Origin of the sequence: Paracoccus sp. P2, assembly GCF_046335115.1 — a bacterium.
Classification (GTDB): domain Bacteria; phylum Pseudomonadota; class Alphaproteobacteria; order Rhodobacterales; family Rhodobacteraceae; genus Paracoccus; species Paracoccus pantotrophus.
In genome coordinates this window covers 141,215-162,266 of the sequence record NZ_JBGOSN010000002.1, presented here as the reverse complement: position 1 = coordinate 162,266, position 21,052 = coordinate 141,215, and the positions used below count along the sequence as shown (strand labels likewise).

The following is a 21,052-nucleotide window of genomic DNA, read 5'->3' as shown; positions in this document are numbered from 1 at the left end:
CATCGCCTAAGCCCCCCGCCGATAGACCATGTCGGTCGAGACAAAGGAAAATACCGTCTCGCCGTCCTGGTTGGTCAGCGCGTGGCGCAGCGTCGCCAGCCCCACCGCGGGCCGCGAGGCCGAGGGGCGCAGCGCCTCGATGCGGGAATGTGCCACGATCCGGTCGCCCGGCCGCACCGCGCGCGACCAGCGCACATCGTCCCAGGCGACGCCGCAGACCCAGGCGATGTCGCCATTCACCTCGTGATCCAGGATGCGCCACATGCAGGCGGTGTAAAGCCCGCTGGCGATCACGCCGCCGAACAGCGACTGATCCGCGGTTTCCGGGTTCATGTGGAAGAATTGCGGGTCGTAGCGGGTGGCGAATGCGATCATCGGCTGTTCTTCCACCAGCATCTCGCGCGAGCGGGTTTCCTCGCCCAGGGCCAGGTCTTCCCAGCGGCGGGGCGGTTTTGCGTCACGATCCGACATAGGATTCCAGCACGTGATGGAAATGGCGGATGCGCAATTCCTGATCGCCGATCCATAGCCCGCCGAAACTGTCCGAGTTCATCCCCGCCTGCACCCCCGGCAGGTTGTAGGCGTCCTGGTCCAGCACCAGGCCCAGCGATTTCTCGCCATGCCTGAACTGTTCGTGGCGCGGCTTTTTCGGGCGCGGCTCGTCCTTCTTCAGCAGTTTGAAGATGAACAGGTCGAAGAACATCTTGTTGGGATCGGTCGGATGCGGGCGCTGGCGGAACAGCATCAGATCGTCGGCATGGGTGTTCAGCGTCAGGTTCGGGAAGATGTTGTAGTGGTAATCATCCGTCAGCTGGTCGTCGTTCAGGTCGCTGTAATCCAGCCCCATCTCGGGGCCGTGCTTGCGCTTGAAGGCCTGCAGCGCCTTGCGCACCTCGGTCACGCGGCCGTCGAAATCAGCCGGGTTCATCCCCGCCTCTTTCATCGCGTGCTTGATGAGATGCGGGATCTCGGTGGTTTCCTCGACCCGGTGCGAGATGGTCGAGAAGGGCACCAGATAGCGGTTGTGCCGGCCGTAGCAGTCGATCTGGACGTCCTTGTCCTCGATGAAATACAGCAGTTCCGGGTGGATGCCCTGCACATGGTAGGATTCGTTGAAGGCATCGACCGAGGTCTTCCAGTTGCAATCCCATTCCACGGTCAGGTCCGTCACCTTGACCATGCGCTCGAAGTGATAGGGCTCCAGATGCTCGGGCAGGGGCGCAAGATAGTCCAGCAGCGGCTCGGCCTCGGGGTTCATCGAGAACCAGACGAAGCTGTTCCAGCTGTCGCATTTCACCTCGCGCAGGCCCTTGCAGGGCGGCGCGCCCTGCGGGAAGGTCTCGAGGTCGGGGATGTTCTCGAAGGCGCCGTCCAGCCCGTATTCCCAGAAGTGATACTGGCACTTGAAGCTGGTCGCGTTGCCCTCGCCGACCATGATGCGGTTCCCGCGGTGCAGGCAGACATTGTAGAAGCCGCGCACCGACATGTCCTTTTGCCGGACCAGGATGATCTCTTCCTTGCCGATGGTGGTGACGTGATAGTCGCCGGGATTCGGGATGTCGTCCGTCCGGCAGCCCAAGAGCCAGACCTTGGTCCACATGCGCTCCCATTCCAGGCGCATGTATTCGGCCGAGGTATAGCGTTCCTTGGGGATCATCGCCGTCCCGAAATCGGGCTTCGCGGCCGGGGCGGCCGGCGTACGGGTGAAATCGGTCGGCTTGATGCGTTCGATGGCCATGAAAGGAACCTTCCTGAGATTCAAAACGGGACGCGCTTGGAAAAGCCGCCGTCCACCAGCAGATGCGATCCGTTGCACCAGGACGCGGCCGGGCTTGCCAGGAACACGGCCGAGCGCGCGATCTCCTCGGCGGTGCCCATGCGGCGGGTGGGCTGCTGGCGGACGGCGTTGTCATAGATGCGCGATCGCGCGACGCGGATCATTTCCCAGTTCGAGCCCTTGAACATGGTCGGGCCGGGCGACAGGCAGTTGACCCGGATGCCCTCGGGGGAAAGCTGCTGGGAAAGCTGCTTGGACCAGGTGACGAGCGCCGCCTTGATGGCGTTATAGGCCATGGGCGCGACGAAGGTTTCGGAGGCGGCCATGGTCGCCAGGATCAGGATCGAGGGGCTTTGCGACCGGCGCAGGGCGGGCAGCGCCTCCTCGACGCCGCGGACGGCGGACATCAGGTCGATCTCGAAATTGCGGTACCAGTAGCGCTCTTCGTCCGTGCCGCCGCCGGCGGACAGCGAGGCGATGAAGATGTCGAGCCCGTCCAGGGCCTCGATCGAGTTCCGCATCCAGTTGCGCACGGCCGCGCCGTCGCGCCCCTGGACGGTTTCGCCATGAAAGCGGACCCCGGCGTCATCCATCTGCCGGCGCAGCGATTCGATGCGCTCGGGCGCGCGGCCGCAGGTGGCAAGGGCGCAGCCTTCCTCGGCCAGGACATGCACGATGGCATTGCCGATTCCCCGCGTTCCCCCGGTCACCGCCGCCTTCAGGCCCCTCAACCGCAGATCCATCGTGCTCTCCGCTGACGTTCTTCGCTTGCTGCCGGAATATTACACGCCCGCAAGAGAAAAACAATAACAATACTTTTCTTGTATAATGAATCATTGTTATTGTATATTCAACCAAGCGGAGTTGCTTGGCATCAGCCTTAGGCAGAGGAACCATGACCCTACAGACAGACATGCAAGAACTCGACATAGGCGCCACGGATGCGGCGGGCGGCCAGGGCCGGATCGACTGCCGGGGCGTTCTTTCGGGCATCCGGGTGCTGGACCTGACGCGGGTCGTGGCCGGACCGTTGGCGGCGCAGACCCTGGCCGACCTGGGCGCCGATGTCATCAAGGTCGAGCGCGTGGGCGATGGCGACGACCTGCGCAGCCTGGGCCCGCCCTGGGTCGAGGGCCGGCCCGGCGCGCCCGAGCAATCGACCTATTTCCAGATGGTCAACCGCAACAAGCGTTCGATCGGGCTGGACTTCTCGCGTCCGCAAGGGGCCGAGCTTCTGCGCCGGCTTGCCGCCGAATCGGATGTTTTCATCGAGAACTTCCGCACCGGAACCCTGGCGCGATATGGGCTGGGCTATGAGGATCTGCGCAAGATCAATCCGCGGCTGATCTATTGCTCGATCACCGGTTTCGGGCAGACCGGGCCCTATAACGACCGCTCGGGCTACGATTACCTGGTGCAGGCCATGGGCGGGCAGATGGCCGTCACCGGCCAGCCCGAGGCGGATGGCGGCATCCCGACCCGCGTGGGCGTGCCCATCGCCGACATCACCGCCGGCAACAATGCCGCCATCGCCATCCTGGCGGCCTTGCTGCATCGCCAGAACGGCGGGCAGGGTCAGCATATCGACATCGCGCTGTTCGACAGCCAGGTGGCGCTGCTGATGAACAATATCGGCTCGTGGCTGAACGCGCGCGCGCCGCTGCCGCGCACCGGCAACGAACATCCGACCGCGGTGCCGAACGGCGTCTTCGAATGCGCGGACGGCTTCGTCCTGATCGCGACCTTCAACGACCGCGAGTTCGCCCGGCTGGCCGGCGCATTGGGCCACCCGGAATGGGCCGAAGATCCGCGCTTCCTGCGCTCGCGCGACCGGCTGGAGAACCGCGTGGCGCTGACGGCCGAGATGAACGCCGTGCTGTCCACCAACCTGCGCGCGCATTGGATGGAGAGGATCCTGGCCGCCAAGGTCTCTTGCGGGCCGATCAACGAGATGCCCGACATCGAAGAGGATCCCCAGCTTCAGGCGCGCGGCATGTTCGTGACCATGGAGCATCCCGTCACCGGCACCGTGCGCCTGGTCGGCAGCCCGCTGCGGCTGTCCGAGACGCCGGTGATCTATCGCTCGGCCCCGCCGCTTGCCGGCGAGCATAGCGACGAGGTGCTGCGGCAATGCCTCTCGCTTTCCGTCGAGGAGTTGGAGAAGCTGCGCGACGAAGCGATCATCTGAGGGGCCGGGCATGGCAGCATCATCCACAGCGTCTTTGGGCCCCGAGGCCGAATATTTGCAAGCCCTGCGCGACGGTCGCTTCTGCTATCAGCGCACGGCCGAGGGGCGGGCGGTCTTTCCGCCCCGCCTGGCCGCGCCCGGCGACGGGGCGGTTCTGGAATGGGCGCAATCCTCGGGCCGGGGCCGGGTCCATGCCGTGACCGAGCAGCCGCAAAAGCCGCCCGCGCCCAGCCGCATCATCGCCATCGTCGAGATGGACGAGGGTTTCCGCCTGCTGTCGCGGATCGAGGCCGGGGCGCCGGTCAGGATCGGCCAGCGCCTGCGCGCGGTGATCGCCGGCGAAAGCGATCCGCCGCATGTCTTCTTCGTGCCGGAAAGCGACCATGACCAGGGATGACGCCTTTCCGCGCGCCGCCTGCGCCATCGCCGGCGCCGCCACCTTCGGCATCGGCCTGTGCGAGGGCCACAGCGCACTCGAGATGACCGCCAGGGCCGGGCTTCTGGCGCTTGAGGATGCGGGCCTCGGCCTTGCCGATGTGGACGGGCTTTTCACCTGCCTGCCCGAGGATCTGCTGGGTGGGCTGGCGGTGGCGGAATACCTGGGCGTCAAGGCCCGGTTCGTGGACAACAACCGCACCGGCGGCTCGTCCTTTCTGAACCATCTGATGACGGCCTGCTTCATGATCTCGGCCGGATACATGGACACGGCGCTGATCTGCTATGGCTCGAACCAGCGGTCGGCGGCGGGGCGGCTGGTCTCGGCCCTGCGCGGCTCGGTCTACGAGGCGCCGCATGGCGCGCGCATGCCCATCGGCGGCTATGCGCTGGCCGCCAGCCGCCACATGCACGATTATGGCACCACCAGGGAGCAATTGGGCGCGGTGGCGCTGGCCGCGCGCGCCTGGGCGCAGCTGAACCCCGAGGCATTCCGGCGCGAGCCGCTGGACATGCAGGAATACCTGGCCGCGCGTATCGTCTCTTCGCCGCTGGGGGCCCTGGACTGCTGCCTGGTCACGGACGGGGCGGCGGCGGTGGTCGTGACCTCGCGAGCCCGCGCCCGCGACCTGCGCAAGAAGCCGGTGGCGGTGCTGGGCGCCGGGGCCGAGACCACGCACAAGGAAATCGCCGCCATGCCGGATCTTTGCGTCACCGGCGCCAAGCTGTCAGGCCAGCGCGCCTATGCCGCCGCGGGCTACGGCCCCGCCGACATGGACATGGTGCAGCTTTACGACGCCTTTACCATCAACACGATCCTGTTCCTCGAAGACCTGGGCTTTTGCCCCAAGGGCGAGGGCGGCCGCTTCGTGCAGGACGGGGCCATCGCGCCAGGCGGCGCGCTGCCGGTCAACACCAATGGCGGCGGGCTGTCCTGCGTGCATCCGGGCATGTATGGGCTGTTCACGCTGGTCGAGGCCGTGCGCCAGATCCGCGGCGAGGCGGGCGAGCGCCAGCTGGCGGCGGCCGATCTTGCGCTGTGCCACGGCAATGGCGGGGTGCTGTCCTCGCAGACCAGCGTCATCCTGGGCAGCATGGATACGGTCTGAGCCCGCTCGGCCCAGGCGAAAGGACCCTCGCGAAAGGACAAGGCCCGCCGGCATGGCGGGCCTTGGTGTTTCAGAAGGTGAACTTCACCACGCCCTGCAGGCGGGTATTGTCGAAGCTCGCCCCGTCGAACTGCTCGCGCTCGACATAGGCGGCCTCGGCCGCCAGCATCACGGATTTCGTCGCGAAATAGCGATAGGTCACGTGGGTCGAGTTGATTTCCTTGGTATGGCTGCCCAGGGCGCCGGCAAAATCGTCGAACCGCTGGAAGCCATGCGCCAGCGAAAGGTCGCTTTTCTCGCCCAGCTTCTGGGTGACGCCCAGCTTCACGCCCTTGGCCTTGACCGGGTCGCCCGCGGCATCGACGTCAAAGGCGTATTTGCCCGCGGTGCCCACTTCCAGCCCCGAGAAGCCGGCGTTGTTCAGCAGGGTCGAGATCCCCTTGCCGCCGATATATTGCGCATGCAGCTTGCCGCCCTGCCAGGCCTCGTAATCGGCGCCGATGGCATAGCCGAAGCCGGTGACGTCGCCGAAGCTGCTGGTCTCCAGCCCGCGCGAGATCGCGCCCATGCCGATCTTCAGCGGTCCGTTGGCATAGCCCGCGAAACCGGACACGGCGACGCGCGAGGCGGTGCCGGGCGCGTAATCCTCTTCCAGAGCGACGGCGAAGCGCCACTGGTCGTTGGGCCGGAAGGTATAGCGGACCTGCGGCGTGCGGTAATAGCTGCCGCCCGCCAGGCCGTTGAAGTCCTGCACCGCGGCGGGGCCACCTTCGGCGGGCACCCAGTTGGTCCAGGTCTGGCCCGCCAGCAGCGGCCCGACCTCGCCATAGGCGTGGCGCAGGCGGAAATTGCCGCCGCTGCCGAAGAAGTCCCCTTCGAGCGTCAGCTTTACCTCGCCGATGTCGGTGTCGATGCTGGCGCGCAGGCCCAGCCGGCTTTCATAGGCATGGGCATTCGAGCCCGAACCCTCCAGCGGGCTGCCGGCCGTCACCCCGGCCATGGCCCCGGTGGTCGCGCCCAGATCGTAGTTGTTGTCCGTGATGAGGTCGAGTTTTGTATACCCGTAAAACGTCAGTTTTACACCGGGCGCCAGGGTCAACTGGCCGCTTTCGGCCTGCCGGTTCTCCAGCGCGGCAATGCGTGCCTCCAGAACCGTCAGATCCTGCGCGGCTGCCGCGCCTGTCCCTCCGATCAGGACTGCCGCGGCCATCTGGCTGACGGAGCCGATCTTTGCCTTGATTTTCATTCCATTCCTCCCAAACCGTCCTTGCCTGGACATGGCGGTGTCGTCGATCCGCTGGAACGGTCACGCCCGGATTGCGGGCGGCGGTCCTTTGTCGAATCTGCTCAGTTACGCATACAAATATTCATATTGCGCATACTGAAACTGACAAAAATGTGTTCAACGGGCAAGGATTATTTGCAGGACGAATAAGAATTATTGATGTTATTTCAATTGGTTGAGTGAAATGGAACGACCAGGCAGGCCGCGTTTCCACGCAGCCTGCATCAAGTTCCAGGGTCCGGTTTCGGACCCTTCAGTTCATCTCGATGGCCAGGGCGATGCCCTGTCCGCCGCCGATGCACATCGTCACCAGGCCGCGGCGCCCGCCGATGCGCTTGAGTTCGTTGATCGCCTTCACCAGCAGGATGCTGCCCGTCGCGCCGACCGGATGGCCCAGGGCGATGGCGCCGCCGTTGGGATTGACGCGGGCCGGGTCCAGGTCCAGCGCCCGCGTCACCGCAACCGCCTGGGCGGCAAAGGCTTCGTTCGATTCGATCACGTCGAAATCCGCGGCCTTCAGCCCGGTGCGCTCAAGCAATTGCCGGACCGCCGGGACCGGGCCGATGCCCATCACCTCGGGCCGCACCCCGGCGATCGCATGGTCCAGGATGCGCGCGATCGGCGTCAGGCCCAGCCTTTCGGCCGCATCCGCGCGGGCCAGAATCAAGGCCGCCGCGCCGTCGTTGATGCCCGAGGCATTGCCGGCCGTGACCGAACCGTCCTTGCGGAACACCGGCTTCAGCTGCTCCAGCGCGGCCAGCGAGGTTTCCTTGGGGTGTTCGTCGCGGTCGAACAGCTCCACCCCGCGCCGGCTCTGCAGCTCGACGGGCACGATCTGGTCCCTGAAATAGCCTGCGGCGATGGCCCGTGCCGCGCGCTGCTGGCTTTCCAGCGCGAAAGCGTCCTGATCGGCGCGCGAGACGCCATGCTCGGCCGCGACGTTCTCGGCGGTGACGCCCATATGGCCGGTGCCGAAGGGGCAGCTGAGCGTGCCGACCAGCATGTCCACCATCGCCGCATCGCCCATCTTTTGCCCAAAGCGTGCCGCCTGCACGGCATAGGGCGCCCGCGACATGCATTCGGCGCCGCCGGCCAGCGCGAAATCCGCCTCGCCATGGCGCAGGGCCAGCGTGGCCGAGATCACCGCTTGCACACCCGAGCCGCAAAGCCGGTTCACGTTCAGGGCCGGGGTGGTGTCGGGCACGCCCGCGCCGATGGCGGCAAGGCGGGACAGGTACATGTCCTTCGGCTCGGTATTGATGACATGGCCGAAGACGGTCGTGCCGATCCGGGCGGGCTCGATGCCGGCGCGCTCGATGGCGGCGCGGGCGGCGATGACGCCCAAGGTGTGCGGCGCAAGCCCCGAAAGCGCTCCGCCGAAGCCGCCGATGGCGGTCCGAACCCCGGACAGGATGACGATGTCGTTCATGGATGATCCCTTGTTGCGACCCTTCTGCGACGATGCAGCAGGGCCGGCTGGCAGCAATTGTGTATGTATCAACTATCATATGAATACATAGAATCAATGAAAAATATTATACAGCTGCGGCGCAGAAGCTGCTGTTGCTGCAGGATCGCTCCGATAATTGTATTTTTATAGGAGATGATTGTATATATTTACCTTGCCCAGCCGCGCCGGCCATGGCAATCAGGGCGCGGCAGGAGGGGCTTTCCAGCCCGCCGCCATTGCGGGCTTTTGCAAGGAGTTGCGATGACCGAACCTCTTCGACTGCATCTCGACGCCGCGCTGGGGCGCATCGTCTTCGACCGGCCCCAGGCGCTCAATGCCATCGACCAGGCCACCGCGCGCGCCTTCGAGGCCGCCGTCGCCCAGGCCCTGGACGCGGGGGTGCGGGTGCTGACGCTTTCGGGCAACGGCCGGGCCTTCATGGCGGGGGGTGATCTTGCCGCCTTCCGCCGGGCCGAGGATCGCGCCGCCGAGGCCGAGGCGATCATCGCGCCGATGAACCGCGCCCTGGCGCGGCTGGCCGGATCGGATGCGCTGACCGTCGCGCTTCTGCACGGGCCGGTCGCGGGGGCGGGCCTGTCCCTGGCCCTGGCGGCCGATCTTGCGCTGGCCGCCGAATCGGCGGTGCTGAGCTTTGCCTATCTGGGGGTCGGCGCGCCGGCGGATTGCGGCATCACCTGGGCCTTGCCCCGCATCGTCGGGCTGCGCCGCGCCGCCTGGATCGCCTTGGAAGGCAGCGCCGTGCCGGCCGGGCAGGCGCTGGACTGGGGGCTGGTGAACCGCGTCGTCCCCGACGCGGCGCTGCAAGAAGAAGGTGCAAGGCTTGCCGCGCGCCTCGCCGGCCTTGCCCCCGGTGCCTCGGGCGCGCTCAAGCATCTGCTGCGCGACAGTTTCGGGCGGGATTACGCCGCGACGCTGGAGGCCGAGAAGCAGGCCTTCAAGACCTGTGCCGCAACCGCGGATTTCGCCGAGGCGCTTTCTGCCTTTTTCGAGAAACGGCCGGCCCGGTTCACCGGCAACTGAGGGGGAAACAGACATGACCAAGATGATGGCCAGCCAGGCATTCTGGGCCGGGTTGCCGCGCGACATCGCCTGCGTCGCGGTGATCGGCGCCGGGGCGATGGGGGGCGGCATCGCCGCGCAATTCGCCAATGCCGGGCTGAAGGTCATATTGCTGGACATGCCGGGGCCCGAAGGTGGCGCGCCGGATGCCCCCGCGCAGGCGGGGCTGGCCCGGCAGGTCAGGATCCAGGGCTTCATGGGGCCGGCCGGTCCGGGCCGCGTCGTCACCGGCAATGTCGTCCGCGACCTGCCGCTTCTGGCCGAGGCCGACTGGATCGTCGAGGCGGTGGTCGAGCGCCTGGACATCAAGCGCGACCTTTACGCGCGCATCGACGCGCTGCGCAAACCGGGGTCGATCGTGTCCTCGAACACCTCGACCCTGCTGCATTCGCAACTGGTCGAGGGCATGTCCGACGCCTTCCGCCGCGCCTTCCTGATCACGCATTTCTTCAACCCGCCCCGGCTGATGCCGCTGCTCGAGATCGTCTCGACCCCGGAAACCGACCCGGCGCTGCTGCAGCGCGCGCGGCAGGCGGCCCGGCAACTGCTGGGCAAGACCGTCATCGACTGCCGCGACACGCCCGGTTTCGTGGCCAATCGCATCGGCTGCTTCTGGATGGCCGCCGCCGCGCTGCTGGCGCGCGAACACGGCCTGACCATGGAACAGGCGGATGCCGTCCACCAGGCGATGGGTATCCCCCGCACCGGCGTCTTCGGGTTGTTCGACCTGATCGGCATCGACCTGGTGCCGCAGGTCTGGCGCAGCCTGGTCGATGGACTGCCGGCGACGGACCGTTTCCACCGCTATGACATCGCGGCCGATCCGCTGTTTCGCACCCTGGTCGGGCAGGGCCGCTTCGGCCGCAAGTCGGGCGGCGGTTTCTTTCGCAAGACCGAGGCGGGGCTCGAGGCCAGCGACCTTGCGACCGGCGACTGGCGTCCCGCCGCGCCCGTCGCGCCGGGCAAGCTGCCCGGCGGCGGCAAGGACCTGGCGGCGCTGCTGGCCGATCCCGGCCGGCATGGCGGCTATGCCCGCGCCGTGCTGGGCGAGGTGGTGGCCTATGCCGCCGATCACGCCTCCGAAATCGCCGCCGACCCGTCGGATGTCGATGCCGGCATGCAGCTGGGCTATGCTTGGCGGCAGGGCCCCTTCGTGCTGGCCGACAGGTGGGGGCTGGATCGGGTGGCGGCGCATCTGCATTCGGCCGGCCTGCCTGTTCCCACGCTGCTGGCGCAGGCGGCCGAGAAGGGCGGCTTTTATCGCGACGGGCATTTCCTTGCCGCACCCGCCGCGGGCGCGGCGCGGGATGTGCCGCTGACGGCCGCCGGGCTGCGGGCGCAGGGCAGGACCATCCTGGGCAACGGTTCGGCTTCGCTGCTGGATGCGGGCGGCGGCATCGGCCTGTTGCAGGTCCACACCAAGATGAACAGCCTGCACCCCGAGGTGCTGGATGTGATCGAAGAGACGCTGCCCCTGCTGGGCGCGCGACTGCAGGGGCTGGTGATCGGCAATGACGATCCCCGCGCCTTTTCGGCCGGGGCGGACCTGCGCTTCATCCTCTCGCTGATCGAGGGCGGGCGCCGCGACGAACTGGAAGCCTTCATCGACCGCGGCCAGCGCCTGTTCCTGGGCCTGCGCCATGCACCCGCGCCGGTCGTCGCGGCGGTCCACGGCTTTGCGCTGGGCGGCGGTTGCGAGTTGGCGCTGCACGCCGACTGCATCGTCGCCCATGCCGAGGTGCATATGGGCCTGCCCGAGGTGCTGGTCGGCCTGATCCCGGCCTGGGGCGGCTGCACCAGCCTGCTGGCGCGCGGATTGCAGGCCGGCTTGGCTCCCGACGATGCGGCGCGGCGTGCGGCCGCGACGATCTTTGCGGCATCCCAATCCGGCTCGGCCGAAGAGGCGCTTGCGGCGGGCATCCTGCTGCCACAGGACCGGCTGGTGATGAACCGCGACCTGCTGCTGGCCAGCGCGCACCGGATAGCGGTCGAAATGGCCCGGCAGGGCTATGCTCCGCCCGCAGGACTGGCGGTGACGCCGCCGGACGGGCTCGATCTTTCCGACCTGGCCGGCGAGGGTTCGGATTACGACCGCCATGTGCTGCGGGGCCTGGCCCGCATCCTGGGCGGCGGCGGCAGCCGCAGCGATGCCGAGAACATGGCGATCGAGCGGCAGGTGCTGTTCGAGCTGGTCGACCGGCCCGAGACGCGGGCGCGGATGGAACACATGCTCGGGACCGGCAAGCCGCTGCGGAACTGATCCGCGACGGCATGCGAACAAGGAAGGGAAAAACCATGAAGATCCTCGTCCCCGTGAAGCGGGTGATCGACTACAACGTGAAGGCGCGCGTGAAGAGCGACGGGTCTGGTGTCGATCTTGCGAATGTGAAGATGTCGATGAACCCGTTCGACGAGATCGCGGTGGAAGAGGCGATCCGGCTGAAGGAAAAGGGCCAGGCCTCCGAGGTCATCGCCGTCTCGATCGGCGTCAAGCAGGCGGCCGAGACGCTGCGCACGGCCTTGGCGATGGGCGCCGACCGGGCCATTCTCGTCACCGCTACGGACGACGTGCAGCAGGACATCGAGCCCCTGGCGGTGGCGAAGATCCTCGCCGCGGTGGCCAAGGCGGAAGGCACCGAGCTGGTCATCGCCGGCAAGCAGGCCATCGACAACGACATGAACGCGACCGGGCAGATGCTGGCGGCGCTGCTGGGCTGGGCGCAGGCGACCTTCGCCTCGAAACTCGAGATCGACGGGGGCAAAGCGAAAGTCACCCGCGAGGTCGACGGCGGGCTGCAGGCCATCGCGGTGGCGCTGCCGGCGGTGGTCACCGCCGACCTGCGGCTGAACGAGCCGCGCTATGCGAGCCTTCCGAACATCATGAAGGCCAAGAAGAAGCCCTTGGAGGAAAAGACCGCAGCCGATTACGGCGTCGACGTCGCGCCGCGGCTGGAGGTGGTCTCGGTGCGCGAGCCCGAGGGCCGCAAGGCCGGCATCAAGGTCGGCTCGGTGGACGAGCTGGTCGGCAAGTTGAAGGAAGCGGGGGTGATCTGATGGCTGTTCTGCTGCTTGGGGAAGTGACGAACGGGGTGCTGAACCGCGACGCGACGGCGAAGGCGGTGGGCGCGGTCGGGTCCTTGGGCGAGGTGACGGTGCTCTGCGCCGGCGCGCAGGCCAAGGCCGCGGGCGAGGAGGCGGCGAAGATCGCCGGCGTCGCCAAGGTTCTGGTGGCGGAAGCCCCGCTCTATGGCCACCGGCTGGCCGAGCCGACGGCGGCGCTGATCGTGGGCCTTGCCGGCGATTACGACCACATCGCGGCGCCGGCGACGACGGATGCCAAGAACGTGATGCCGCGCGTCGCGGCGCTTCTGGACGTGATGGTGCTGTCGGACGTCTCGGCGGTGATCGATGCGGATACGTTCGAGCGCCCGATCTATGCCGGCAACGCCATCCAGGTGGTGCGCTCGAAGGACGCCAGGAAGGTCTTCACCATCCGCACCGCGAGCTTCGACGCGGCGGGGATCGGCGGTTCGGCCAGCGTGGCGGAGACCGCCGCCGCCGCCGATCCGGGCCTGTCGGCCTGGGTTGCCGACGAGGTGGCCGAGAGCGACCGCCCCGAGCTGACCTCGGCCAAGCGGGTGGTCTCGGGCGGCCGCGGCCTGGGCTCGAAGGAGAGCTTTGCCATCATCGAGGCGCTTGCCGACAAGCTCGGCGCCGCGGTGGGGGCAAGCCGCGCGGCGGTGGACTCGGGCTATGCGCCGAACGACTGGCAGGTCGGCCAGACCGGCAAGGTGGTGGCGCCCGAGCTCTACGTGGCGGTGGGCATCTCGGGGGCGATCCAGCACTTGGCGGGGATGAAGGACAGCAAGGTGATCGTTGCGATCAACAAGGACGAGGAGGCGCCGATCTTCCAGGTCGCCGATTACGGGTTGGTGGGCGACCTGTTCGGCCTGGTGCCGGAACTGACCGGCAAGCTCTGAACTTCTCTGTTCCGCAAATACTCCGGGGGGAGCGCCCCGCAACCGCCACCAGCCAGCCAGGGAGGCCGAGCCATGTCCGGAATTGAACGCGAGTCGATGGAATACGACGTTGTGATCGTCGGCGGCGGCCCGGCGGGCCGCTGGAAGCCGGCGCGGCGCGGAAACCCCGCGCTGCAGGCGCCCGGCGGATTATGCCACCGACCCCCACCATGGGGCGAGACTTCCGCGCCAAGCCCCGCTAGGCTGGCAGGCAAGCTGCGGGCGAGCGGTGCCGGTTCGGGTGCCGCCCCTTCCGCGACCCGGCTTTTTCCCAGACCTGTCAGGAGGCACCCATGTCAGATCAAGGCAAACCCGAAAACATCAACGCCGTGCAATCCACCACCGGCGCCGGCGCGCCCGCGCCCAGCGACCGCAATTCGCTGACCATCGGCGCCGACGGCCCCATCCTGCTGCATGACGTGCATTTCCTGGAACAGATGGCGCATTTCAACCGCGAGAAGGTGCCCGAGCGCCAGCCTCATGCCAAGGGCGCCGGCGCCTTCGGCCTGTTCGAGACCACCGAGGACGTCTCGGCCTATACCCGCGCGGCGCTGTTCCAGAAGGGCGCCACGACCGAGATGCTGGCGCGGTTCTCTACCGTCGCGGGCGAGATGGGCAGCCCCGATACCTGGCGCGACGTGCGCGGCTTCTCGCTGAAATTCTATACCGCCGAGGGCAACTACGACCTGGTGGGCAACAACACGCCGATCTTCTTCGTGCGCGATCCGATGAAGTTTCCCCATTTCATCCGCAGCCAGAAGCGGCTTGCCGATTCCGGCCTGCGCGACAACCACATGCAATGGGACTTCTGGACCAACAATCCCGAAAGCGCGCATCAGGTCACCTATCTGATGGGCGCGCGCGGGCTGCCCCGCACCTGGCGCAACATGAACGGCTATGGCTCGCATACCTATATGTGGGTGAATGCGGCGGGCGAGCGGTTCTGGGTCAAGTACCACTTCCACACCGAACAGGGCATGGCCTTCTTTACCAATGCCGAGGCCGCGGCCATGGCCGGCGCGGATGCCGATTTCCACCGCCGCGACCTTTTCGACGCCATCGCCCGCGGCGATCATCCCAGCTGGATCCTGTCGGTGCAGATCATGCCCTATGAGGAGGCCAGGACCTATCGCATCAACCCGTTCGACCTGACCAAGACCTGGCCGCATGCCGATTATCCGCTGGTCCGCGTTGGCCGGATGACCCTGAACCGCAACCCCGAGAACTTCTTTGCCCAGATCGAGCAGGCGGCCTTCTCGCCCGGCAATACGGTTCCGGGCATCGGCCTGTCGCCCGACAAGATGCTGCTGGGCCGCGCATTCGCCTATAACGACGCGCAAAGGAACCGCATCGGCACCAATTTCCACCAGCTGCCGGTGAACCAGCCCAAGGTGCCGGTGAACAGCTACATGTTCGACGGGCAGATGGCCTATCACCACAGCGGCAGCGCCCCGACCTATGCCCCGAACAGCGTCGGCCGCCCCTGGGCCGATGCGACAGGCCCGGTGCCCGAGGGATGGGAGGCCGACGGCGCCATGGTCCGCAGCGCCTATACGCTGCGTGCTGACGACGACGATTTCACCCAGCCGGGCACCCTTGTGCGCGAGGTCATGGACGATGCGCAGCGTGCCGCCCTGGTCGAGACGGTGGCCGGCAGCCTGCTGGGCGGGGTGCGCGAGCCGGTGCTGAGCCGTGCCTTCGACTATTGGAAAAGCATCGACCCCGAAACCGGCCGGCGCATCGAGCAAAAGGTGCGCGGCGGGGTCGCCACCAAGCCGGCCGAGGGCATGGGCGAGGGCTGATCGCACCGGGCCCGCCCGCGCCGCAACGGCGGACGGGCCTTGCCGATGCCGGGTGCCCCCGACACCGATCTCCAGCTGCGGTTGCGGGGCGACCGGACCGGGCGGCGGCGTTCAGGCGGGCCAGCGTTCCGGGGTCTTCACGACCCGCCCGACCTGCGGTCCGAAGGGCTGCCGCCGGACAACCACGGGCGGGACCGTCCGGTCAGGACGTCGCCTCTTCATTGCCGGCCCCGCCTGCCAGGCAGTCCGCACCCAGTTCCGCCGGCGAGACGCAGCCGATCCCGGCCATGACCAGGTCGGTTTCCTGCCGCAGGATGGCAAGCGCCTTGCGCGCGCCCGCCTCGGCCCCGGCGGCGGTGCCGTAAAGCGTCGGCCGGCCGGCAAAGACGAAATCCGCGCCCAGGCACAAGGCGATGACCACATCCGAGCCGCGCCGGACGCCGCTGTCCAGGAACAGCGGATAATCCGGGCCGACCGCGCGCCGGATCGCCGGCAGCATGTCCAGTGCCGCGGGCGCCGCGTCCAGCGCCTTGCCGCCGTGGTTCGAGACCAGGATCGCATCCGCGCCAAGCGAGGCCGCGCGGCGGGCATCCTCGGGGTGCAGGATGCCCTTGACCACCAGCGGGCCGGGCCAGAGCGCGCGGCAGGTTTCCAGGTCGCGCCAGCACAGCGTGCCGCTGTCGCCCGGCACGAAGGCCTGGTCGAAGAAGAAGGCCGCCACGTCCGAGGCACCGGCGCCCTTGGGGGCATAGGGCGCCCAGTTGCCCATCGTCTCCATCCCGCCGCCCAGCAGGAAGCGCAGGAACCATTCGGGGTGCAGCAGCACCTCTTTCGCCAGCCGCGGCCACAGCGCCGGGCCGGGCCGGAAGGGGACCGAGATGCGGTTGCGCAGGTGGCGTTCGCGCTTGGGCGTCACCGGCGTATCGACGGTCAGCACCAGCGCCGGGGTGCCTGCATCGGCGGCGCGGCGGATCTGGTCGCGGGTGATTGCCCGGTCGCGGGCCGGATAAAGCTGGAACCAGCCGTGATCCGGCGCGATGCGGGCGATCTCTTCCAGCGAGGCGCCGGCGGCGCCGGACAGGATGAAGGGAATGTCGGCCTCGCGCGCGGCGCGGGCCAGCATCCGGTCGGCATCGCGGCGAAACAGCTGCGCCGGGCCGGTGGGCGAGATGCCCAGGGGCATCGCGTAGTCGCGGCCCAGGATGCGCGTCGCCAGCGACCGGCGCGAGACGTCGCGCAGATAGCGCGGCACCAGCCGGTGGCGGGCGAATGCCTGCCGGTTGCGGTCCAGCCCCGCCTCGCCATCGACGCCGCCGGCGATGAAATCGAACAGGAAACCCGGCAGGTAGCGTCGCGCCGCCTGTTCGATCTCGTCGATGTTGACGGCGTGGCGGGTGCGGTCCATCCGCTATCCCGCGCTGTTGGTGGCGATCAGGATGCTCAGCATCCGCGCCATGTTCTCGCGGTCCTGCGGCGACAATGCGGCGATCAGCTCGCGCTCCAGCGCGGCATGGGCGGCCATGCTCTCATCGGTCAGGGCGATGCCCTTGCCGGTCAACTCGACGATGACGCCGCGGCCGTCGCGCTTGTCGGCGCTGCGCTGCACCAGCCCGTCCTTTTCCAGCTTGCGCAGCAGGTTGGAAAGCCCGCCCGAAGAGATGACGATGGCGGCAAGCAGCTCGCTCGGCGTCATGCGATAGGGCGGGCCGCTGACGCGGATCGTGGCCAGGATGGCATAGGTCGGGAACTTCAGGCCGAATCGCGCCAGGTTGCGGTTCACCTTGTCGATGATGACCTCTTGCAGGTGCAGGACGCGGCCGACCACCGCCTTGCCGCTGCTGTCGATCTGCGGCACCTCGCGTCGCCATTGCCGCATGCCGCGGCCGATCCGGTCGTTTTCCCAGTATCTTATCGGTTCCTCGTCCAAGCTGTGCCCTTGCCGCTGAATGATGCGCATGCCCTTCGTCATTACCCCATCCGCGACGGCATTGGAATTGTATCTTTCAAGTGGCTTTCTGGTATCTTTACTGAAAGACATATGCCAGACTGGCAGAGTCGGTTCCTGTCGAGCGCCTGCGGCGACCGGCCAGAACAACCAGGCGGGGAGGTTTGCTTGTGTTCAGAAAATTCGCATTGACGACGACGGTCGCGGCGGCTGCCGCGCTTGGCCCGATCGCGGCCGCATCCGCGCAGGAGCTGGTCGTCGGCGCCTTCGGCGGCTCTTTCGCCGACAACGTCGAGACCTGCTATGTCCAGCCCTTTACCCAGGCCACCGGGGCCTCGGTGCTGCTGAAGCCGGCCAGTTCGGCGCAGCACGCGGCCTCGGTCAGGGCGACCGCCGGGCAGTCGGACATGGACGTGGTCTTTGCCGACGACGCTTTCGCGGTGCAGATGGCGAACGAAGGGCTGCTGGTGCCGCTGGACCGCGCCACGCTGGCGAATGCACCCGACATCATCGAGGGCGCCTGGGGCAAGGGCGACGCCTATGTCGCCGCCATGCTGGGCGCGACGACCATCGTCTACAACAAGGACACCGTGGCCACGCCGCCGAGTTCGTGGAACGACCTGTTCGATCCGAAATACGAAGGCCGGATCACCATCGGCGACGTCTCGGCCACCGCGGGCTGGCAATTCCTGGCCGCGCTGAACCAGATGGAGGGCGGCACGCTGCAAGACCCAGGCCCCGGCCTGGCCAAGATCAAGCCGCTGGCGCAATCGGCGGTGCTCTTGCACACCCAGGCCGACCAGGTGGTCTCGCTGTTCGAGCGGGGCGAGATCGACATCGCGGTCTGGTATCCCGACCGCGCCGGCGTGGCGATCAAGGGCGGGCTGCCGCTGGCCGTCGCCTATCCGCAGGAAGGCGCGGTGGGCATCCGCCCGACCATCTCGATCCCCAAGGGTGCCCAGCAGCAGGAGCTGGCGCTGAAATTCATCGACACCGTGCTGTCGGTCGAGGCGCAGAAATGCTTCTCGGAAGCGCAGGTGATCGGCCCGGTCAACAGCAAGGTGGTGCTGTCGGACGACCTGGCGACCATCCTGCCCAGTGCCGAGCAGGCCGGGCAGATGCTGTTCCTGGACCCGGCCGAGATGGCCGTGGTCATGCCCGACTGGACCCGCCGCTGGCAGCGCGAAGTGCTGCGCTGAGCCGATCCCGGCGGGTTTCCTGCCGGGACCGACCGCAACCCACCCAAAGCCCCGACGAGGTGAGATGAGCAACCTTTCCCTGCGCAACATCGTCAAGCGCTATGGCAAGACGGAAGTGGTCAGGAACGCCTCGTTCCAGATCGCCGAGGGCGAGTTCGTCTCGCTCCTCGGGCCTTCGGGCTGCGGCAAGACCACGATCCTGCGCATGGTCGCCGGCTTGCTGGAGCCGACCGAGGGGCAGATCATGATCGGCGAGCGCGACGTGACGCGCCTGCCGCCCAACAAGCGCAACATCGGGCTGGTGTTCCAGTCCTATGCGCTGTTTCCGCATATGACGGTTTTCGAGAACGTCGCCTTCGGCCTGCGCCGCAAGGGCGAATCCGGCAAGCCGCTGGAAGAGCGGGTGAATGCCGCGCTGGAGATGGTCCGGCTGGGCGGCTATGGCGCGCGTTTCCCGCGCCAGCTTTCCGGTGGCCAGCAGCAGCGCGTCTCGATGGCCCGCGCCATTGCGCCCCGGCCCAGCATCCTGCTGTTCGACGAGCCGCTGTCCAACCTCGACGCCAAGCTGCGCGACGAGATGCAGATCGAGCTGAAGCGGTTGCAGCAGGAACTGCGCATCACCACGCTGTTCGTCACCCATGACCAGGCCGAGGCGCTGAGCCTGTCGGACCGCGTCGGCGTCATGCATGGCGGCGTGATCCAGCAGTTGGACAGGCCCGAGGAGATCTATCACCGGCCGGCGAACGCCTTTGTCGCCAGCTTCATCGGCAAGCCGAACCGGCTGCAAGGCCGCATCGAGGCCGGCACCGTCGCGCTTGGCGCCGGGCTGGCGCTGCGCCCCGAGCGGCTGGACCTGCCCGAGGGCAGCGAGGCCGAGGTCTTTCTGCGGCAAGAGGCGATCCGCGTCCTGCGCACGCCCGAGCCGGGCGCGCTGGCGGGCACCGTGGCGCTGCGCGCCTTCTCGGGGCCGCAGGTGCAGCTGGTGGTGCGGCTGGCCCATGGCGCCGAGATCGTGGTCGAGGTGCCCTCGGCCGAGGATACCGCCAATCTCGCGCCGGGCGAGCCGGTGCATCTGGCGATCCGGCCGCGCGACATCATCGTGCTGCCGCAGGGGGCCGCGTCATGACCGGCCAGCGCAGTGCATGGCTGCTGATCGCGCCGCTTCTGCTGGTGCTGCTTTTGTCCTTCGTGGTGCCGCTGGTGCTGCTGCTGCCGACCAGCTTCCAGGAATACCAGCCGGGGCAGGGCATGGTCGCGGGCAGCTTCACCTGGGAAAACTACCTGCGCATCGCCACCGACGGCTATTACCGCGAGGTGGTGCTGCGCACGCTGGCGCTGGGGCTGGGCGTCACCGTGCTGTGCCTGCTGACCGGCTATCCGGTCGCCTATCTGATCGTGCGCGGCCATCCGCGCTGGCGGCTGCCGCTGACGCTTCTGGTGATCTTTCCGCTGATGCTGAACCTGGTGGTGCGCTCCTTTGGCTGGATCGTGCTGCTGACCAATCGCGGCGTGGTCAACAACCTGCTGATCGACCTGGGCCTGATCGAGCGGCCGCTGAAGCTGATGTTCAACATGACCGGCCTGCTGATCGGGCTGACCCATATCTACCTGCCCTTCATGGTGCTGATGCTGGTCGCGGCGTTGCAAAACGTGCCCCGCGACGTCGAGGCGGCGGCCGCGACGCTGGGCTCCAGCCGGACGCATGTGTTCTGGTCCGTCACCCTGCCGCTGACGGCGCCGGGCATCATCGGCGGCTCGATCCTGGTCTTCGTGCTGACCATCTCGGCGCTGGTCACGCCAAGGATGCTGGGCGGGCCGACCTATCAGGTGATGGCGACGCTGATCTATGACGAATACATGCAGCTTCTGGACTGGCCCAGCGGCTCGGCGCTGTCCTTTGCGCTGGCGGCCTCGACGCTGGTCATCATCTGGCTCTCTAGCCGCATGACCAGAAGATGGGCGGGCATGGCATGAGCGACATGAAACCCACCCTGCCCATTTCCATCGTCGCGCTGCTGGTCGTGGCCTTCCTGCAGGTGCCGGTGCTGGTGGTCGTGCTGACCTCGTTCAGCGAGACCTCCTACCTGACCATCCCGCCGCAGGGCTGGACGCTGAAATGGTTCGCCGAGGTGCTGAGCGATCCGGTCTATATCCGGGCGATCCGCAACAGCCTGATCCTGGCGGTCAGCTCGACGCTTCTGTCGCTGGTCCTGGGCGTCGCGGCGGCCTATGCGCTGTTTCGCAAGGCCATCCCCGGCTCCGAGGCGATCACCGCGCTGCTGATGGCGCCGCTGATCGTGCCCTCGGTGGTGATCGGGGTGGCGATGCTGCAATATGTGACGCTGGTCGGCCTGCGCGGCAGCTTCCTGGTGCTGATCGTCGCCCATGTCGTCATCACCGTGCCCTATATCCTGCGCTCGGCGCTGGCCAGCCTCTCGGGCCTCGACGTCTCGGTCGAAGAGGCGGCGCGGGTGCTGGGCGCGGACGGCTTCACCGCCTTCCGGCTGGTCACGCTGCCGCTGATCAAGCCCGGCCTGGTCGCCGGGGCGCTGTTCGCCTTCGTCACCTCGATGGAGAACGTGCCGGTCACGATCTTCCTGGCCAGCGCCCGGCAGACCACGCTGCCCATCCTGATCTTCAGCTCGGTCGAGATGGGGGTCAATCCGGGCGTCGCCGCCATCTCGACCCTGCTGATCGTCGCCACCGTGATCGTGCTGCTGCTGGCCGAGCGCTGGACCGGCTTTCACAAATTCGTCTGAAAGG

Annotated in this window: 19 protein-coding genes; 12 read left to right on the top strand and 7 right to left on the bottom strand. The window is 67.5% G+C overall.

Annotation, left to right across the window (positions count from 1 at the left end; genetic code table 11):
- Positions 1–6 precede the first annotated feature (6 nt).
- The 3 genes from ACDP63_RS01945 to ACDP63_RS01935 are packed head-to-tail and all read right to left on the bottom strand — an operon-like array spanning position 7 to position 2,520.
- Positions 7–471 carry a MaoC/PaaZ C-terminal domain-containing protein gene (locus tag ACDP63_RS01945; RefSeq protein WP_409927648.1) on the bottom strand — a complete coding sequence of 155 codons (465 nt, stop codon included), beginning with the start codon at positions 469–471 and terminating at the stop codon, positions 7–9.
- On the bottom strand, positions 458–1,738 hold the full coding sequence (locus tag ACDP63_RS01940) for an aromatic ring-hydroxylating oxygenase subunit alpha (RefSeq protein WP_177209331.1): 1,281 nt from the start codon (positions 1,736–1,738) through the stop codon (positions 458–460). The genes ACDP63_RS01945 and ACDP63_RS01940 overlap by 14 nt, the downstream gene beginning before the upstream one ends.
- A 20-nt stretch (positions 1,739–1,758) precedes the next feature.
- Entirely contained in the window at positions 1,759–2,520 is a 762-nt protein-coding gene (locus ACDP63_RS01935) for an SDR family NAD(P)-dependent oxidoreductase (RefSeq protein WP_409927647.1), read from the bottom strand.
- Between the two features lie 152 nt (positions 2,521–2,672).
- Here ACDP63_RS01935 and ACDP63_RS01930 point away from each other — a divergent pair, with 152 nt between their 5' ends.
- Genes ACDP63_RS01930 through ACDP63_RS01920 form a run of 3 tightly spaced genes read left to right on the top strand, consistent with a single transcriptional unit; the run spans position 2,673 to position 5,509 of the window.
- Positions 2,673–3,965 carry a CaiB/BaiF CoA transferase family protein gene (locus ACDP63_RS01930; RefSeq protein ID WP_231486801.1) on the top strand — a complete coding sequence of 431 codons (1,293 nt, stop codon included), beginning with the start codon at positions 2,673–2,675 and terminating at the stop codon, positions 3,963–3,965.
- A gap of 10 nt (positions 3,966–3,975) precedes the next feature.
- Positions 3,976–4,362 (top strand): Zn-ribbon domain-containing OB-fold protein, encoded by a 387-nt coding sequence (locus tag ACDP63_RS01925; protein WP_074990691.1) that lies wholly within the window; start codon positions 3,976–3,978, stop codon positions 4,360–4,362.
- A complete protein-coding gene (locus ACDP63_RS01920; protein ID WP_409927646.1) occupies positions 4,349–5,509 on the top strand; it encodes an acetyl-CoA acetyltransferase in 1,161 nt (386 codons plus the stop codon). Before ACDP63_RS01925 ends, ACDP63_RS01920 begins: the two co-directional genes overlap by 14 nt.
- A gap of 70 nt (positions 5,510–5,579) precedes the next feature.
- Here ACDP63_RS01920 and ACDP63_RS01915 read toward each other — a convergent pair whose 3' ends face one another.
- Positions 5,580–6,755, bottom strand: coding sequence for a DcaP family trimeric outer membrane transporter (locus tag ACDP63_RS01915; protein ID WP_024844857.1), 1,176 nt, complete (start codon positions 6,753–6,755; stop codon positions 5,580–5,582).
- Positions 6,756–7,047: 292 nt separating this feature from the next.
- Positions 7,048–8,223, bottom strand: a complete 1,176-nt coding sequence (gene bktB / locus ACDP63_RS01910) for a beta-ketothiolase BktB (RefSeq protein WP_024844858.1) — start codon at positions 8,221–8,223, stop codon at positions 7,048–7,050.
- 282 nt (positions 8,224–8,505) lie between these two features.
- Here bktB and ACDP63_RS01905 point away from each other — a divergent pair, with 282 nt between their 5' ends.
- The 5 genes from ACDP63_RS01905 to ACDP63_RS01885 all read left to right on the top strand — a co-directional run bounded on the left by ACDP63_RS01905 (position 8,506) and on the right by ACDP63_RS01885 (position 15,145).
- On the top strand, positions 8,506–9,285 hold the full coding sequence (locus ACDP63_RS01905; protein ID WP_024844859.1) for an enoyl-CoA hydratase/isomerase family protein: 780 nt from the start codon (positions 8,506–8,508) through the stop codon (positions 9,283–9,285).
- A 13-nt stretch (positions 9,286–9,298) separates the two neighbouring features.
- A complete protein-coding gene (locus ACDP63_RS01900; protein WP_051419589.1) occupies positions 9,299–11,584 on the top strand; it encodes a 3-hydroxyacyl-CoA dehydrogenase/enoyl-CoA hydratase family protein in 2,286 nt (761 codons plus the stop codon).
- 35 nt (positions 11,585–11,619) lie between these two features.
- Positions 11,620–12,378, top strand: coding sequence for an electron transfer flavoprotein subunit beta/FixA family protein (locus ACDP63_RS01895; protein WP_409927645.1), 759 nt, complete (start codon positions 11,620–11,622; stop codon positions 12,376–12,378).
- The gene (locus ACDP63_RS01890) at positions 12,378–13,304 is read left to right on the top strand and encodes an electron transfer flavoprotein subunit alpha/FixB family protein (RefSeq protein WP_024843817.1); all 927 of its coding nucleotides are present in this window, start codon (positions 12,378–12,380) and stop codon (positions 13,302–13,304) included. Before ACDP63_RS01895 ends, ACDP63_RS01890 begins: the two co-directional genes overlap by 1 nt.
- A gap of 332 nt (positions 13,305–13,636) precedes the next feature.
- Positions 13,637–15,145 (top strand): catalase, encoded by a 1,509-nt coding sequence (locus ACDP63_RS01885; protein ID WP_024843816.1) that lies wholly within the window; start codon positions 13,637–13,639, stop codon positions 15,143–15,145.
- 202 nt (positions 15,146–15,347) lie between these two features.
- Here the strand turns inward: ACDP63_RS01885 and ACDP63_RS01880 are convergent, their stop codons facing one another.
- Positions 15,348–16,550 (bottom strand): alpha-hydroxy acid oxidase, encoded by a 1,203-nt coding sequence (locus ACDP63_RS01880; RefSeq protein ID WP_024843815.1) that lies wholly within the window; start codon positions 16,548–16,550, stop codon positions 15,348–15,350.
- Between the two features lie 3 nt (positions 16,551–16,553).
- A complete protein-coding gene (locus tag ACDP63_RS01875; RefSeq protein ID WP_024843814.1) occupies positions 16,554–17,072 on the bottom strand; it encodes a MarR family winged helix-turn-helix transcriptional regulator in 519 nt (172 codons plus the stop codon).
- 206 nt (positions 17,073–17,278) lie between these two features.
- On the opposite strand from ACDP63_RS01875, the gene ACDP63_RS01870 reads away from it, so the two are divergent.
- From ACDP63_RS01870 to ACDP63_RS01855, 4 genes are all read left to right on the top strand, one after another.
- A complete protein-coding gene (locus ACDP63_RS01870) occupies positions 17,279–18,289 on the top strand; it encodes an ABC transporter substrate-binding protein (protein ID WP_231486648.1) in 1,011 nt (336 codons plus the stop codon).
- A 64-nt stretch (positions 18,290–18,353) separates the two neighbouring features.
- Complete coding sequence (locus ACDP63_RS01865) at positions 18,354–19,415, top strand: ABC transporter ATP-binding protein (RefSeq protein WP_024843812.1); 1,062 nt, start codon at positions 18,354–18,356, stop codon at positions 19,413–19,415.
- Positions 19,412–20,263 carry an ABC transporter permease gene (locus tag ACDP63_RS01860; protein WP_024843811.1) on the top strand — a complete coding sequence of 284 codons (852 nt, stop codon included), beginning with the start codon at positions 19,412–19,414 and terminating at the stop codon, positions 20,261–20,263. The genes ACDP63_RS01865 and ACDP63_RS01860 overlap by 4 nt, the downstream gene beginning before the upstream one ends.
- Positions 20,260–21,048 carry an ABC transporter permease gene (locus ACDP63_RS01855; RefSeq protein WP_024843810.1) on the top strand — a complete coding sequence of 263 codons (789 nt, stop codon included), beginning with the start codon at positions 20,260–20,262 and terminating at the stop codon, positions 21,046–21,048. The genes ACDP63_RS01860 and ACDP63_RS01855 overlap by 4 nt, the downstream gene beginning before the upstream one ends.
- The last annotated feature ends 4 nt before the right edge of the window (positions 21,049–21,052 follow it).